The 14,780-nt window shown below is 68.3% G+C and carries 12 protein-coding genes (1 of these 12 running past the window's edge); 8 read left to right on the top strand and 4 right to left on the bottom strand.

Annotated elements, in window-relative coordinates; translation table 11 throughout:
• Positions 1–884, bottom strand: the 5' portion of a protein-coding gene (gene msrP, locus OM960_RS10875) for a protein-methionine-sulfoxide reductase catalytic subunit MsrP (protein WP_264771963.1). 34 nt of this gene lie to the left of the window's left edge; 884 of the gene's 918 nt are visible here — the first part of the coding sequence; the start codon lies at positions 882–884; the stop codon falls past the left edge of the window.
• Between the two features lie 126 nt (positions 885–1,010).
• Entirely contained in the window at positions 1,011–3,626 is a 2,616-nt protein-coding gene (gene clpB / locus OM960_RS10870; protein WP_264771962.1) for an ATP-dependent chaperone ClpB, read from the bottom strand.
• A gap of 184 nt (positions 3,627–3,810) precedes the next feature.
• Here clpB and OM960_RS10865 point away from each other — a divergent pair, with 184 nt between their 5' ends.
• The 4 genes from OM960_RS10865 (at position 3,811) to OM960_RS10850 (ending at position 5,523) form a co-directional block, all read left to right on the top strand.
• Positions 3,811–3,972 carry a hypothetical protein gene (locus OM960_RS10865; protein WP_263338347.1) on the top strand — a complete coding sequence of 54 codons (162 nt, stop codon included), beginning with the start codon at positions 3,811–3,813 and terminating at the stop codon, positions 3,970–3,972.
• 4 nt (positions 3,973–3,976) lie between these two features.
• On the top strand, positions 3,977–4,213 hold the full coding sequence (locus OM960_RS10860) for a hypothetical protein (protein WP_264771961.1): 237 nt from the start codon (positions 3,977–3,979) through the stop codon (positions 4,211–4,213).
• Between the two features lie 142 nt (positions 4,214–4,355).
• On the top strand, positions 4,356–5,063 hold the full coding sequence (gene pyrF / locus OM960_RS10855) for an orotidine-5'-phosphate decarboxylase (protein WP_263338345.1): 708 nt from the start codon (positions 4,356–4,358) through the stop codon (positions 5,061–5,063).
• A gap of 64 nt (positions 5,064–5,127) precedes the next feature.
• Positions 5,128–5,523, top strand: a complete 396-nt coding sequence (locus OM960_RS10850) for a hypothetical protein (protein WP_264771960.1) — start codon at positions 5,128–5,130, stop codon at positions 5,521–5,523.
• Between the two features lie 30 nt (positions 5,524–5,553).
• Here the strand turns inward: OM960_RS10850 and OM960_RS10845 are convergent, their stop codons facing one another.
• Both OM960_RS10845 and OM960_RS10840 read right to left on the bottom strand, forming a co-directional pair.
• Positions 5,554–5,781 carry a hypothetical protein gene (locus OM960_RS10845; RefSeq protein ID WP_263338343.1) on the bottom strand — a complete coding sequence of 76 codons (228 nt, stop codon included), beginning with the start codon at positions 5,779–5,781 and terminating at the stop codon, positions 5,554–5,556.
• Between the two features lie 141 nt (positions 5,782–5,922).
• Positions 5,923–6,492 carry a cupin domain-containing protein gene (locus OM960_RS10840; RefSeq protein ID WP_263338342.1) on the bottom strand — a complete coding sequence of 190 codons (570 nt, stop codon included), beginning with the start codon at positions 6,490–6,492 and terminating at the stop codon, positions 5,923–5,925.
• 126 nt (positions 6,493–6,618) lie between these two features.
• Here OM960_RS10840 and OM960_RS10835 point away from each other — a divergent pair, with 126 nt between their 5' ends.
• The 4 genes from OM960_RS10835 (at position 6,619) to OM960_RS10820 (ending at position 14,706) form a co-directional block, all read left to right on the top strand.
• A complete protein-coding gene (locus OM960_RS10835; RefSeq protein ID WP_263338341.1) occupies positions 6,619–7,890 on the top strand; it encodes a 4-aminobutyrate--2-oxoglutarate transaminase in 1,272 nt (423 codons plus the stop codon).
• A 241-nt stretch (positions 7,891–8,131) separates the two neighbouring features.
• Positions 8,132–10,978, top strand: coding sequence for an error-prone DNA polymerase (locus OM960_RS10830; protein ID WP_264771959.1), 2,847 nt, complete (start codon positions 8,132–8,134; stop codon positions 10,976–10,978).
• Between the two features lie 118 nt (positions 10,979–11,096).
• Complete coding sequence (gene rnr / locus OM960_RS10825; protein ID WP_263338339.1) at positions 11,097–13,352, top strand: ribonuclease R; 2,256 nt, start codon at positions 11,097–11,099, stop codon at positions 13,350–13,352.
• Positions 13,353–13,449: 97 nt separating this feature from the next.
• Positions 13,450–14,706 carry a lytic murein transglycosylase gene (locus tag OM960_RS10820; protein ID WP_264771958.1) on the top strand — a complete coding sequence of 419 codons (1,257 nt, stop codon included), beginning with the start codon at positions 13,450–13,452 and terminating at the stop codon, positions 14,704–14,706.
• The last annotated feature ends 74 nt before the right edge of the window (positions 14,707–14,780 follow it).

The following is a 14,780-nucleotide window of genomic DNA, read 5'->3' as shown; positions in this document are numbered from 1 at the left end:
AGCGAGGCCACCTCGTCGCCGTATCCGTTGAACATCAGCGTCAGCTCGCGCCCCGCGAAGAGCCCGCCGCCGATGCGCCGCTCGGTCGCCTGGCTCCAGCGCGGATGGTCGACCTCGGGGTTCACGTTGGAATAGAAGCCGTATTCGCGCGGCTGCAGCATGTTCCAGGTGCAGGGCGGCTGGGCCTCGGTCAGGCTGATCCTCACGATCGACTTGATCGACTTGAAGCCATATTTCCACGGCACGACGAGCCGGATCGGCGCGCCGTTCTGCTTCGGCATCTCCTCCCCATAGAGCCCGGTGGCGAGGATCGTCAGCGGATTCATCGCCTCGTCGAGCCGCAACCCCTCGCGATAGGGCCAGTCGAGGATCGGGTAGTTCTGGCCCGGCATTTCCTCGGGTCTGACCAGTGTCTCGAAGGCGACGTATTTCGCGCCGGGCTGGACCCCCACCCGCTCCAGGATCTCGGACAGCTCAAAGCCGATCCAGGGCACGACCATCGACCAGGCCTCGACACAGCGGAAGCGGTAGATGCGTTCTTCGAGCGCCACGCCCTTGAGAAGGTCGGCAAGGTCGTAGTCGCCGGGCTTCTCGACCAGACCGTCGATCTTCACCGCCCAGGGGTCGGTGGTCAGCTGCCCGGCATAGGCCATCGGCTCGTCCTTGCCGGTGCCGAACTCGTAGAAGTTATTGTAGCGGGTGATCTGCTCGAAGGTGTTCGGCTCGGCATCGGTCGAATAGGAGGAGGGCGCATAGGACAGCTTCGCCGCGGCCGGGCCAGCAAAGCCCAGAGCCGCCGCTCCGGCGATGAGTTGGCGGCGGTTCAGGAACGCCGCCTTCGGCGTGACGTCGGACCAGGTCAGATCAGGGCGAAAACGGCGCATCGGGGCCTCCGGAACTTCATTTGACGGTGACCCTACACCCGGTCCCGGAAATCGCCCAATAAAGCCGGCTCAAAGTTTCGTTGGCCGATTGAAACAAAGGGGGCGGATCGCTCCGCCCCCTTCGTGTCAGTGCAGCACCGCGTCCTCGGGCCGGGGCCGGGTGGATTTCGAGACCCTCTCGCCCACGATCAGCCCCTCGGTCCCGGCGCTGACGTGGACCGTGTCGCCGTCCTTCACGTCGCCGGCCAGGAGCATCTCGGCAAGCGGGTCCTGCAGGTGGCGCTGGATCACCCGCTTCAGGGGCCGCGCGCCGAAGACCGGATCGTAGCCTTCCTCGGCCAGCCAGACCTTGGCGGCCTCGTCGAGGTCGAGCGCGATCTTGCGCTGCGCGAGCCGCTTTTCAAGCCGGCGAAGCTGGATCTCGACGATCCCGCCCATGTCGCCCCGCGTCAGCCGGTCGAAGATGATCTGGTCATCGAGCCGGTTGAGGAACTCGGGGCGGAAATGGGCGCGCACCGCGTCCATCACGTCGCGCTTCGCCTGCGCGGCATCGGCACCGTCGGGCAACTGGCTCAGCGCCTGGCTGCCGAGGTTCGAGGTCAGAACGATCAGCGTCTGCTTGAAGTCGACATGGTGACCCTGCCCGTCGGTCAGCACCCCGTCATCGAGCACCTGCAGCAGCACGTTGAAGACATCCGGATGCGCCTTCTCGACCTCGTCGAAGAGGATCACCTGGTAGGGCCGCCGCCGCACCGCCTCGGTCAGCACGCCGCCCTCGTCATAGCCGACATAGCCCGGAGGCGCGCCGATGAGCCGGGCGACCGAATGCTTCTCCATGAACTCCGACATGTCGATGCGGACCATCGCGTGTTCGTCGTCGAAGAGATACTCGGCGAGCGCCTTCGTCAGCTCGGTCTTGCCGACGCCGGTCGGCCCGAGGAAGAGGAACGAACCCAAGGGTCGGTTCTCGTCCTGCAACCCGGCGCGCGCCCGGCGCACCGCCTTCGACACCGCCTCGACCGCGCGATGCTGGCCGACGACCCGGCGCCCAAGCTCCTCCTCCATCTTGAGAAGCTTCTCGCGCTCGCCTTCGAGCATCTTCGAGGTCGGGATGCCGGTCCAGCGTTCCACCACCTCGGCGATCTGCTCGGGCCGCACCGCTTCCTCGACCATCAGCGCGTCATCGCGGTCCTCGGCCTCGGCAAGCTGCTTTTCGAGCTGCGGGATCACGCCGTAGGAAAGCTCCCCCGCCCGCGCCAGGTTGCCCTCGCGCTTGGCGTGGTCGAGCTCGATCCGCGCCCGGTCGAGCTGTTCCTTGAGCCCGCGCGCGGATTCGAGCTTGTCGCGCTCGGCCTGCCATTTCGCGGTCATTTCGGCGGAGCGCTGCTGAAGATCGGAGAGTTCCTTCTCCAGCCGCTCCAGCCGGTCCTTCGACGCCGTGTCGTCCTCCTTCTTCAGCGCCTCGGCCTCGATCTGCTTTTGCAGGATCTCGCGGTCGAGCGCGTCCAGTTCCTCGGGCTTCGAATCCACCTCCATGCGCAGCCGCGACGCCGCCTCGTCGACGAGGTCGATCGCCTTGTCGGGCAGGAAGCGGTCGGTGATGTAGCGCTGGCTGAGCGTCGCCGCCGCGACGAGCGCCGAATCCGAGATCCGCACCCCGTGGTGCAGCTCGTACTTCTCCTTGATGCCACGAAGGATCGAGACGGTGTCCTCCACCGTCGGCTCATCGACCAGAACCGGCTGGAAGCGCCGGGCAAGGGCCGCGTCCTTCTCGACATACTTGCGGTATTCGTCGAGCGTGGTGGCACCGATGCAGTGCAGCTCGCCCCGCGCCAGCGCCGGCTTGATCAGGTTCGCCGCATCCATCGCACCATCGGACTTGCCCGCGCCGACAAGCGTGTGCATCTCGTCGATGAAGAGGATCGCCTCGCCGGCCGCTGCCTCGATCTCCTTCAGGACCGCCTTCAGCCGCTCCTCGAACTCGCCGCGATACTTGGCACCGGCAATCAGCGCGCCCATGTCGAGCGCCATCAGCCGCTTGTTCTTCAAGCTCTCGGGCACGTCGCCATCGACGATGCGTAGGGCGAGCCCCTCCGCGATCGCGGTCTTGCCGACGCCGGGGTCGCCGATCAGGACAGGATTGTTCTTGGTGCGGCGGCTGAGAACCTGCATCGCGCGGCGGATCTCCTCGTCGCGGCCGATGATCGGGTCGATCTTGCCCTGCTCGGCGGCCTCGGTCAGGTCGCGGGCATATTTCTTCAGCGCCTCATAGCCCTCCTCGGCAGAGGCCGAGTCGGCGGTGCGTCCCTTGCGTATGTCGTTGATCGCCGCGTTCAGCGCCTGGGCCGTGACCGCCCCGGCATCGAGCGCGTCCTTCGCCTTCGTGTTGACCATGGCGAGCGCCATCAGGACGCGCTCGACCGGAACGAAGCTGTCGCCCGCCTTCTTCGCGATCTTCTCGGCCTCGTCGAGCACGCGAACAAGCGAGGTGTCGACATAGACCTGGCCATCGCCACCCGAGACCTTCGGCGTCTTGGCGATAATCGCGTCGACCGCCTCGGCCACGCGCTTCGGTTCGCCGCCCGCCCGCTTGATCAGGTTGGCACTGAGCCCCTGGTCATCGTCCATCAGAGCCTTCAAGAGATGCTCCGGCATCACCCTCTGGTGTCCCTCGCGCATCGCGATGGTCTGGGCGGCCTGAAGGAAACCGCGAGACCGTTCCGTGAACTTCTCCATGTTCATCGGCTTCTCCTTTGCTAGCCCCCGGGGTCCGATCGCCCGCTTCTGCAGCACGATACATCCCGGATCTCGAATGTGACTTGGCCATCGGCGCGAGAGATTTCAAGGACGTGCGGCCGCCGCGCGGGAAACGATTTCGAAAGGAGATTCGGTCCTAATCGGACTTAACCTTAACGGAGGATTCGTGATGAGTGAGACGGCTGTTCGCTTCGCCAGTGCCCTTGTCCGCGCTGCCAGCTTCTGGACCCGCGGCCGGCAATCGCTGCTCGCGCCGCAATGGATGGCGCTCGCGAGCCACCGCGACGGCCCGATGCCCGGCGTGCCAAGCCCGTTCCGCGAAAAGCGGTGATCCGATGCGCGTCCTGTCTGCCCGCATCGCCCACGCACGGCGCGACCGCCGGACCGGCCGGGTCGAGGCGGTCGTCGCCCTCACGGTGCTCCTCAACGACGACAGGCTGAGCGCCTTCGTCCGGATCTCGGCGCCGGCCCGGGCTCCCGGTGCCGCGTCGCTCCGCGCCCGGCTGCTCGGCGCGGCGAAACTGGCCTTCGCCGCCGACCCGAAAGGCCGGGCCAGCCGCCGCGCCGCCTGATGGGTTCCGCTTGAGTCCCGACGCTTCCTGCCGCGTCGATGGCCCGGTACCGGGCACCTCAAGCGATGATATACGGCTCTGCGCTTGACAGCGCGGGCGTGGCGTCCGAAACCGCCGCGGATTCTGCGCCAAGGAGACCGCCGTGCCCCATCCCAAAGCCGATGACCGCCTGATCGTCGCCCTCGATGTCCCCAACGCCCTTGCGGGGCTCGATCTCGCCAGCAGGCTCGGCGACCGGGTCGGCTTCTACAAGATCGGTCTCGGCTTGCTGACCGGCGGCGGCCTCGCGCTCGCCAACGAGCTCAAGCAGGACCTCGGCAAGCGCATCTTCCTCGACATGAAGCTCTTCGACATCGGCGCGACGGTAGAGGCCGCGGTCCGGGGTATCGCGCAATACGACCTCGATTTCCTCACCGTCCACGGCGACCCGCATGTCGTCCGCGCCGCCAAGGAAGGCGCGGCCGGCAAGGACCTCAAGATCCTCGCCGTCACGATCCTGACCTCGCTCGACCGCGCTGATCTCGACGCGGCGCTGATCCGGCCGGGCGACATCCCCGAGATCGTCGCCGAACGCGCCGCACGCGCCTTCGCCGCCGGCGCCGACGGCGTCATCGCGAGCCCGCAGGAAGCCGCGATGATCCGCGCCCTGCCCGAGGCTGCGGGCCGGCTCATCGTCACCCCGGGCGTCCGCCCGGCGGGCGCCGCACTCGGCGACCAGAAACGCGTCGCGACCCCGGCCCGGGCGATCACCGACGGCGCCGACCATATCGTCGTCGGCCGTCCGATCTGGCAGGCCGAGGATCCGGCCGCCGCCGCCGAGGCGGTGCTGGCCGAACTCGCCGGGGTGTAAGCGCCGCGCGCAACACCCGCCTTGTCTGGCCTAGCGTCGCCGCCGGAGAAACCCGGCGCCCCCGATGACCGACCCGGCCCCGAAATCGCCCGATGCCGATTTCGTCCTGTCCTGCATGGCGCTGCGCCGGGCGCTCGGCTATCTCGGCCTCTTCCTTCCGGTCGCGCTCCTCGCCTGTGCGGCGCTTCCCGGCAACCGGTTCGAAGTCTCGATCAGCGATTTCTGCGACACGCCGACGGGCGGAGTGCTGACAGGCGCTCTCGCCGCCTCGGGATCTTCTTTCTCAGCTGTCGCGGCTTCGAACCCGACTGGCGCGACTCGGACAGATGGCTGGTCCGCACCGGCGGAGCCTCGGCCCATCCCGAGATCCTGCCTTCGCCGCCGTGTGGCTACGAATGGCCGCGCGCATACGGCGCCAGCCCGCCGCCAGCTGCTGTTCGAATCGAAGGCGGGCGCCTGAGCGCCCGCCCCTTCGGTCCTGTCGGTGTCGTCACTCGGTCGCCGCAGGCGCGGTTTCCGTCGCCGCGGGCGCAGCGGCCGGATCGGCCGGCGCGACCTCCCCGCCACCGCCCGCCATCCCGAGCACCAGCGCGAGTGCCACGATGATGACGGCGGTTACAAGCAGGACGCGGCCTGCCCCGCCCTCGCGGGGCATCTGCGGCCGGGCGCGGGAGGGATCGTAGGAGGAGCGGCCCGGCATGTGCTGTTCATAGTCCATGAGAGGCTCCTTTCCTTTGGGACTAGGGCCCCTAGGATCGCCCCTCGCAGCCGGTCTGGCCATAAGCGGGGATTCACTCGGCCAAGCCTGGCCGAAATCGCCGCGCGCGGTCCGCACGATTCCGCCGACGGCGACGCGGGATCAGAAGGTCGGCGGGGTACAGGCCGAGACGATGACGCAATCATCCGGCCCCGGATTGTGAAACCGGTGCGGCGTGCGGCTGTTGAAGAGATAGCCGTCGCCCGCGGTCAGAAGCTGCGTTTCCGCACCGACCGTGACCAGCACCCGGCCCGAGATCACGATCCCCGCCTCCTCGGCGTCGTGGCTGTAAAGCTCCGCCCCGGTATCGGCACCCGAAGCATAGGTCTCGTACAGCATCTGCACCGCGCTGGCGCCGGGCCGCCCGACCTGGCGGAAGACCACCCCCCCGCCGGCCTCGCCGAGCTTCGCCGCGGGCGTGATCTCGCGCAGTTCGTCATGCCGGAAATGCCATTTCGTCCCGCCATCGCCGCCGCCCGCGAAGAAGTCGCCCAGCGAGATGCCGAGCCCGGCGAGGATCTTCTTCAGCGTCGCCACCGAGGGGCTGGTGCGGTTCTGCTCGATCATCGAGATCATGCCGCTCGTGACGCCGGTCGCCGTCGCGAGCTGGCGCTGCGACAGGCGCAGCTTCTCGCGCTCTTCCTTCAGCCGCGATCCGGTGTCGAAATCCATGCCCGGCGATCCCTTTCCTGCCCGTTCCACCCCATAGCGATAAATTTATTGTGCAGCAATTCGCAATATTGATCATTTCCTGCCGAAGGACTATTGGAGGCGGACAACGTTCCGAGGAGAGCCACCATGCTGAACGCCGAGATCGAAACCCGCCGCAAGGCCGCCATGTCGCGCGGCGTCGGCGTGATGACGCAGATCTATGCCGACCGGGCCGAGAATGCGGAGATCTGGGACAAGGAAGGCAACCGCTACATCGACTTCGCCTCCGGCATCGCGGTCCTGAACACCGGCCACCGCCACCCGAAGGTGATCGCGGCCGTGAAGGACCAGATCGACCGTTTCACCCATACCTGCCACCAGGTCGTGCCTTACGAGAACTACGTCCGCCTTGCCGAGCGGCTGAACGGCATGGTTCCGGGCAGGGGCGAGAAGAAGTCGATCTTCGTGACCACCGGCGCCGAGGCCGTGGAGAACGCGGTCAAGATCGCCCGCGCCGCGACCGGCCGCCAGGCCGTCGTCGCCTTTACCGGCGGCTTCCACGGCCGCACCTTCATGGGCATGGCGCTCACCGGCAAGGTCGTGCCCTACAAGGTCGGCTTCGGCGGCATGCCCGCGGATGTGTTCCACGCGCCCTTCCCGGTGCCGATGCACGGCATGACGGTCGAGAAGTCGATCGACGCGCTCAACTACCTCTTCAAGGCCGATGTCGACCCCAAGCGCGTCGCCGCGATCATCGTCGAGCCGGTGCAGGGCGAGGGCGGCTTCTATGAGGCGCCGCGCGAGTTCATGGTGGCGCTTCGCGCGATCTGCGACGAGCACGGCATCCTCCTGATCGCCGACGAGGTGCAGACCGGCTTCGCCCGCACCGGCAAGATGTTCGCGATGGACCATCACGACGTCGCGCCCGATCTCACGACGATGGCCAAGTCGCTCGCCGGCGGCTTCCCGCTGGCCGCCGTCACCGGCCGCGCCGAGATCATGGACGCCCCCGCGCCGGGCGGACTCGGCGGCACCTATGGCGGCAGCCCGCTCGGCATCGCGGCTGCGAACGCGGTCCTCGACGTGATCGAGGAAGAGGGGCTCTGCGACCGCGCCAACCAGCTCGGCGCGCGGCTGAAGCAGCACCTCGCCAGCTTGCGCGACGACGTGCCCGAGATCGTCGACATCCGCGGCCCGGGCTTCATGAACGCGGTCGAGTTCAATCTCGGCGGCAAGCCCTCGGCCGATTTCGCGAACAAGGTCCGGGCCGAAGCGCTGAACCGTGGTCTCCTGCTCCTGACCTGCGGCGTCCATGGCAACGTGATCCGCTTCCTCTCGCCGATCACCATCCAGGACGGCGTCTTCACCGAGGCGCTCGGCAAGCTCGAGGAAGCGGTCCGCGCCGCGCGCAAGGGCTGAGAAACCCGCACCCGACCCTCTGGAACGGCCGCCTTCGGGCGGCCGTTACCGTTTTTCGGCTGAGGGGGCTTTCCGCCCCCTCGCCCCGGATGAGATCCGGGGCTCACCCCCGAGAGTATTTTCGGACAGAAAGTGAGAACAGCGATCTCTGTCCGAAATGGCGGCGCCGGAGGCGGCCCCCTTGGGGACTCGCAATGAGAACAAAGCATGAATATGATAATGCGGCTGTCAGGGTTCCCGCATGTTCATCGAACTGTCCGCCACCTCGAACTTCACCTTCCTCACCGGGGCCTCGCATCCCGAGGAGCTGATGGGCACGGCGGCCGAGTTCGGCCAGAAGGCGCTCGCCATCGCCGATCAGAACTCCGTGGCCGGGATCGTCCGTGCCCATGTCGCGGCGCGGGAGATCCGGCGCCAGACGGGAACGGCGCCGCGCCTCATCCCCGCCGCGCTGATCCGCCTGACCGACGGGTTCACAGTCACCGCCTTGCCACAGGACCGCGCCGGCTGGGGGCGGCTCTGCCGGCTGATCTCGGCCGGTCGGCTCCGGGCGCCGAAGGGGGAGTGCCATCTCGACTTCGACGACCTCCTCGCCTGGGGCGCGACGGGGATGGAGCTGCTCCTCCACCCGCCACCCGAGACGCTGACACGGGCGGACAGGCCGGGGGGCGGCGCGGGCGCATGGGCAACACGGGCGGAACGGCTGACGCGCCGCCTTGGCGGGGACCGGCTCGCGCTCCTGATGGCGCCCTCTTACGACGGCGCGGATAGCGCCCGCTTCGATCGGCTCGCCACCCTCGCCCACGACCTCGGCCTGCCGACCGTCGCCTCCGCCCGCCCGCTCATGCACCAGCCCGCGCGCCGCCGCCTCGCCGACGTGCTGACCGCGATTCGTACCGGCATCCGTGTCGACGATCTCGGCCGCGCGGCGCTTGCCAATGCCGAACAGCGCCTCAGGCCCGAGGCCGAGATGCTGCGGATCTTCGCGGGCCACGCGGATGCCGTCCACCGCTCGGGCGAGATCGCGGGCCGCCTCGCCTTCTCGCTCGACGAGTTGCGCTACGAATATCCTTCCGAAGTCTCGGACGGCGAGGCACCCGCCGCCCGCCTCGCGCGCCTGACCCATGAGGGCCTGCGCTGGCGTTATCCGAACGGCACGCCGGACCGGGTGCGGGCGATGGCGAAGCACGAGCTCGCCCTCATCGCCAAGCTGGGCTACGAGCCCTATTTCCTCACCGTCCGCGATGTCGTCGCCTTCGCAAGAGCCCGCGGCATCCTCTGCCAGGGCCGCGGCTCGGCGGCCAATTCGGTGGTCTGCTACGCGCTCGGCGTCACCTCGGTCAGCCCCGAGATCGGCACCATGGTCTTCGAGCGCTTCGTCTCCGAGGCGCGCGACGAGCCCCCCGACATCGACGTCGATTTCGAGCACGAGCGGCGCGAGGAGGTGATCCAGCACATCTACCAGAAATACGGCCGTCACCGCGCGGGGCTCTGCGCCACCGTGATCCATTACCGCGGCAAGCGCGCCGTGCGCGAGGTCGGCCGCGCGATGGGGCTCAGCGACGACACGCTCTCGGCCATGTCGAGCCAGATCTGGGGCTGGGGCGGCGGCGCAGTCTCGCCCGAGCGGCTGCAGGAGATCGGGCTCGACCCGGCCGACCGGCGGCTTTTGCAGACGCTCGACCTCATCGCCGAGATCCAGGGTTTTCCCCGCCACCTCTCCCAGCATGTCGGCGGCTTCATCATGACTGAGGGACGGCTCGACGAGCTGGTGCCGGTCGAGAACGCGACGATGGAGGGCCGCACGGTCATTCCCTGGGACAAGGACGACATCGACGCGCTCGGCATCCTCAAGGTCGATGTGCTGGCGCTCGGCATGCTCAGCTGCATCCGCAAGGCCTTCGACCTGATCGCCCGGCACCACAAGACCGGCTACACGCTCGCCACCCTCCCCGCCGAGGATCCGGAGGTCTATGACATGCTCTGCGAGGCCGATTCGATCGGCGTCTTCCAGGTCGAGAGCCGGGCGCAGATGAACTTCCTGCCGCGGATGAAGCCGAGGAAGTTCTACGATCTCGTGATCCAGGTCGCGATCATCCGCCCCGGCCCGATCCAGGGCGACATGGTGCATCCCTTCATCCGCCGCCGTAACGGGCAGGAACGGGTCACCTTCCCCTCCGACGCGCTCGGCGCGGTGCTGGAAAAGACCCTCGGCGTGCCGCTCTTTCAGGAACAGGCGATGCAGATCGCGATCATCGGCGCGGGCTTCTCGCCCGAGGAGGCCGACCGGCTCCGCCGCTCGCTCGCCACCTTCAAGAAGCATGGCAATGTCTCGGAGTTCCGCGAACGCTTCATGGAGGGCATGCGCGCGAACGGCTATGACGACGACTTCTCCGCACGCTGCTTCTCCCAGATCGAGGGCTTCGGCAGCTACGGCTTCCCCGAAAGCCACGCGGCGAGCTTCGCGCTTCTGGTCTATGCCTCGGCCTGGCTGAAATACCGCCATCCCGGCATCTTCGCCTGCGCGCTCCTCAACTCCCAGCCGATGGGTTTCTACGCCCCGGCCCAGATCGTGCGCGACGCGCGCGCGCATGGGGTCACGGTGCTGCCGGTCTGCATCAACGCGAGCACCTGGGACAACCGGATGGAGGCGCTGCGCGAGGGCGGGCTCGCGCTCCGCCTCGGCCTCCGCCAGATCCGCGGCCTGGCCGAGGAGGAGGGCGAGTGGATCACCGCGGCACGCGGCAACGGCTACCGCGCGGTCGAGGATGTCTGGCGCCGCGCCGGCATCGCCCCCCGCACGCTGACGCTCCTGGCCGAGGCCGATGCCTTCGCCGGCCTCGGGCTCAGCCGCCGCGACGCGCTCTGGGCCGCGCGCGCCACGACCGACCGGCCGCTGCCGCTCTTTGCGGACGACATCGACGGCGAGGGGATCGTGGAGCCGGTCGTGAGCTTCGCCGAGATGGGGGAGGGCGAACATGTGGTGGAGGACTACGCCGCGATGCGGCTCACGCTCCGGAGCCATCCGATGGCGCTGCTGAGGTCACGGCTCACGCCTCGGCGGCGTCAGCCGCTTCATCTGACCTGAACAGCTCCACCGACCCGGCCCGAGAAGCTTCTTCTTGCGCCTCCGGCTCACTGCCGAAGCCACCCGGCGCCATCGCTTTCCGCATGACGCCGTCCCGCTTGCGTGCTAGCTGATGCGCATGGCGCGTATTCCCTCCAAGACCGAGATCCTCGACTGGATCGCCGACAATCCCGGCCTCTCGGCCAAGCGCGATATCGCGAAGGCTTTCGGCATCAAGGGAGGCGACCGGATCGAGCTGAAGCGGCTCCTGAAGGAGCTCGAGTCGGAGGGCAATCTGGAGCGCCGCCGCAAGACCTACCGCGACCCCGAGAAGCTGCCGCCGGTGACGATCCTCGCCATCCTGCCGCCCGACCGCAACGGCGACCAGTTCGCGCGGCCCTTGGAATGGCAGGGCGAGGGGCCGGAGCCGCGGGTGCTGTTCCAGCCGCGCAAGGCCGACGCGCCGGTGGCGGAGGGCGACCGCATCCTCGCCCGCGTCACCGAGGTGAGGGGCGAAGACCACCACTACGAGGCGCGGCTGATCCGCAAGATCGGTGCCAATCCGCACAAGGTCATCGGCATCTTCCGCAAGGCAACCGAAGGCGGGCGGATCGTGCCGATCGACAAGGGCTCGGAAAAGGAATGGCTGGTCGCCGCCGACGCCACGCAGGGCGCGAAGGACGGCGAACTGGTCGAGGCCGAGCAGGCCGGGCCGAAGGGGCGGATGGGCCTGCCCAAGGCGCGGATCCTCGCGCGGCTCGGCGATCCGTCGGCGCCGAAGGCGGTGTCGCTCATCGCGATCCACCAGCACGGCATTCCCGACGACTTCCCCGACGCGGCGATCGAGGAGGCGGACGGCAGGAAGCCGGCGCCGCTCGGCGACCGCGAGGACCTGCGCCATCTGCCCTTCGTCACCATCGACCCGGCCGATGCGCGCGACCATGACGATGCCTGCTATGCCCATGCCGACGAGGATCCGAAGAACGAGGGCGGCCATATCGTCTGGGTCGCCATCGCCGATGTCGCGCATTACGTCACACCGGGCTCGGCCCTGGACCGCGAGGCGCGGCACCGCGGCAACTCGACCTATTTCCCCGACCGGGTGGTGCCGATGCTGCCGGACCGGCTCTCTGGCGATCTCTGCTCGCTGCACGAAGGCGTCGCGCGGCCGGTCCTCGCGGTCTGGATGAAGCTCGATTCGAAAGGCCGCAAGGTCTCGCACCGCTTCACCCGGGCGATGATCAGGTCGGTGGCGAGCCTCCACTACACCGAGGTGCAGGAGGCCGAGGACGGCCGCCCGAACGAGCGCTGCGAAGCACTTCTGGGCGACGTCATCAAGCCGCTCTACGCCGCCTACGAGGCGACGAAGACCGCCCGCGCGATGCGCCAGCCGCTGGACCTCGATCTGCCGGAACGCAAGATCGTCCTGAGCGAGGAGGGTGAGGTTCTATCGGTCGCCTTCCGCGAGCGGCTCGACGCGCACCGGCTGATCGAGGAATTCATGATCCTCGCCAATGTCGCCGCCGCCGAGGAACTGATCCGCCTGCGCCGCCCGCTCCTTTTCCGGGTGCACGAGGAACCCTCGCCGGACAAGCTCGACGCGCTCCGTGAGGTCGCGGAAGCCTCAGGATTCACGCTGGCCAAGGGGCAGGTTCTCAGGACCGAGCACCTGAACCGGCTTCTGGCGCAGGCCGAGGGCACCGATTTCGACGAGCTATTGAACATCACGACTCTGCGCTCGATGACCCAGGCCTATTACCACGCCGAGAATTTCGGCCATTTCGGCCTCGCGCTGAAGAGCTACGCCCATTTCACCTCGCCGATCCGGCGCTACTCCGACCTGGTCGTGCACCGGGCGCTGATCCTCGGCCACGGCTGGGGCGAGGACGGGCTCTCCCCGCAGGACATCGAGATGCTGGAGGAGACGGCAACGCATATCTCGGAGACCGAGCGCCGCTCGATGGCCGCCGAGCGCGACACGACCGACCGCTACCTCGCAGCCTATCTCTCCGAACGCGTCGGCAACGAGTTCGCCGGCCGCGTCAGCGGCATCGCCCGCTTCGGGCTCTTCGTGAAGCTCGACGAGACCGGAGCGGACGGGATCATCCCGATCCGTACGCTGGGCCGCGAGTTCTTCCACTACGACCCCAAGAGCCAAACCCTGATGGGCGCCGATACCGGGACCGAGATCGGCATCGGCCAGCGGGTCACGGTGCGCCTTGCCGAGGCGGTGCCGGTCACCGGTGGCCTTATGCTGGAGCTTCTGGAGATCGAGGGGCGGCCAATGGCCGCCGGCGCCTCGGCGCGGCGCGGCCGCCCCACGGGGCGCCGGCCCGGCCAGGCGAAGGCGAAATCCGCGCGTACCAAGCGGCGAGTGGAGCGTAAGCGGCGCTGAGGATTGCGCCGCGCCGCCGACCGGTTCAGGCGAGTCTTTCCCGAAGCGCGCCGTGGCGCTACACTTCGGGCAAAGAAACGAACGAGGCAGGTGAGACATGCGACAGACAGCCGGGATCGTCACGCTTTGCACGTTGCTTCCGCTGGTGGCGGAAGCGGCCGGATCGGTGCCGGGCGTTCCAGCCAGGGAAGGGATCGTCGTGGAGGAACCGGAGAAGATCGTCCCGGCCGCCTACAACCAGGGCTTCGACCGCTGGATCAACGGCTTCCGCGGCCGCGCGAAGGCGCAGGGGATCCGGGCGGACGTGTTCGACCGGGCCTTCCGGGGCGTCGAATACAATACCGACGTGATCGCCAAGGACCGCAACCAGAGCGAGTTCACCAAGACGATCTGGGACTACCTCGACAGCGCCGCCTCGGAAAAGCGGGTGGCCAACGGCCGCGCGGCACTCGCCGAGCACCGCAAGCTCCTCGAACGGATCGAGGCGACCTACGGCGTCGACAAGGAAGTGGTGGTGGCGGTCTGGGGCCTGGAAAGCTCCTACGGCACCCATCGCGGCACGATGCCACTGATCGAGTCGCTGGCGACGCTCGCCTATGACGGGCGCCGCGGCAGTTTCTTCGAAAGCCAGCTCATCGCGGCGCTGAAGATCGTCCAGGCGGGCGATGTCGACCCGCGCGCGATGACCGGAAGCTGGGCCGGCGCGATGGGCCATACCCAGTTCATCCCGACCTCTTATCTCGCCTATGCGGTGGATTTCACCGGCGACGGCAAGCGCGACATCTGGTCGGACAACCCCGCCGACGCGCTGGCCTCGACGGCGGCCTATCTCGCCCGTTTCGGCTGGCAGAAGGGCCGGCCCTGGGGCGTCGAGGTGCAGCTGCCGCGCGGCTTCGATTTCGGCCTCACCGGCGACCGGATCAAGAAATCGCCTTCGGACTGGGCCGCGCTCGGCGTGCGCGACATGGACGGGCGGGTGGTGCCGAACCACGGCTCGGCCTCGATCCTGATGCCGGCCGGCGCCCGCGGCGCGGCCTTCATGATCTTCAAGAACTTCCAGGTGATCGAGCGCTACAACGCCGCCGATGCCTATGTGATCGGCGTCGGCCACCTCGCCGACCGCATCGCCGGCGGCGGCCCGATCCGGACGGGCTGGCCGCGCGACGACCGGGCGCTTCTCTTCGCCGAACGTCGCGAGCTGCAGGAGCGCCTGACCCGCGCCGGCTTCAACACCCAGGGCGTTGACGGCAAAATCGGCCCCAACACGATCGCCGCGATCCGCGCCTACCAGCGCGCGATCGGCATGATCCCGGACGGCTATGCGAGCCTCGACATCCTCAAGCGGTTGAGGTGACGGCACCCGGGGATGGCGCGGCTTCGCGCCCCGCCACTCCCCTGCATCCCGGCCCAAATCTCCCCACCGGAGGC

It is taken from the genome of Defluviimonas salinarum, from assembly GCF_026013545.1.
Taxonomy (GTDB): domain Bacteria; phylum Pseudomonadota; class Alphaproteobacteria; order Rhodobacterales; family Rhodobacteraceae; genus Albidovulum; species Albidovulum salinarum.
Note: the sequence above shows the minus strand (reverse complement) of the source record. Positions and strands in the feature narration are given on the sequence as shown.

Bases quoted from the DNA above. Each gene is read 5' to 3' on its own strand.
- OM960_RS10840 (WP_263338342.1), bottom strand. From the start codon at position 6,492: ATGGATTTCGACACCGGATCGCGGCTGAAGGAAGAGCGCGAGAAGCTG.
- OM960_RS10845 (WP_263338343.1), bottom strand. From the start codon at position 5,781: ATGGACTATGAACAGCACATGCCGGGCCGCTCCTCCTACGATCCCTCC.
- OM960_RS10835 (WP_263338341.1), top strand. From the start codon at position 6,619: ATGCTGAACGCCGAGATCGAAACCCGCCGCAAGGCCGCCATGTCGCGC.
- OM960_RS10865 (WP_263338347.1), top strand. From the start codon at position 3,811: ATGAGTGAGACGGCTGTTCGCTTCGCCAGTGCCCTTGTCCGCGCTGCC.
- OM960_RS10820 (WP_264771958.1), top strand. From the start codon at position 13,450: ATGCGACAGACAGCCGGGATCGTCACGCTTTGCACGTTGCTTCCGCTG.
- rnr (WP_263338339.1), top strand. From the start codon at position 11,097: ATGGCGCGTATTCCCTCCAAGACCGAGATCCTCGACTGGATCGCCGAC.
- OM960_RS10860 (WP_264771961.1), top strand. From the start codon at position 3,977: ATGCGCGTCCTGTCTGCCCGCATCGCCCACGCACGGCGCGACCGCCGG.
- OM960_RS10850 (WP_264771960.1), top strand. From the start codon at position 5,128: ATGACCGACCCGGCCCCGAAATCGCCCGATGCCGATTTCGTCCTGTCC.
- clpB (WP_264771962.1), bottom strand. From the start codon at position 3,626: ATGAACATGGAGAAGTTCACGGAACGGTCTCGCGGTTTCCTTCAGGCC.
- OM960_RS10830 (WP_264771959.1), top strand. From the start codon at position 8,132: ATGTTCATCGAACTGTCCGCCACCTCGAACTTCACCTTCCTCACCGGG.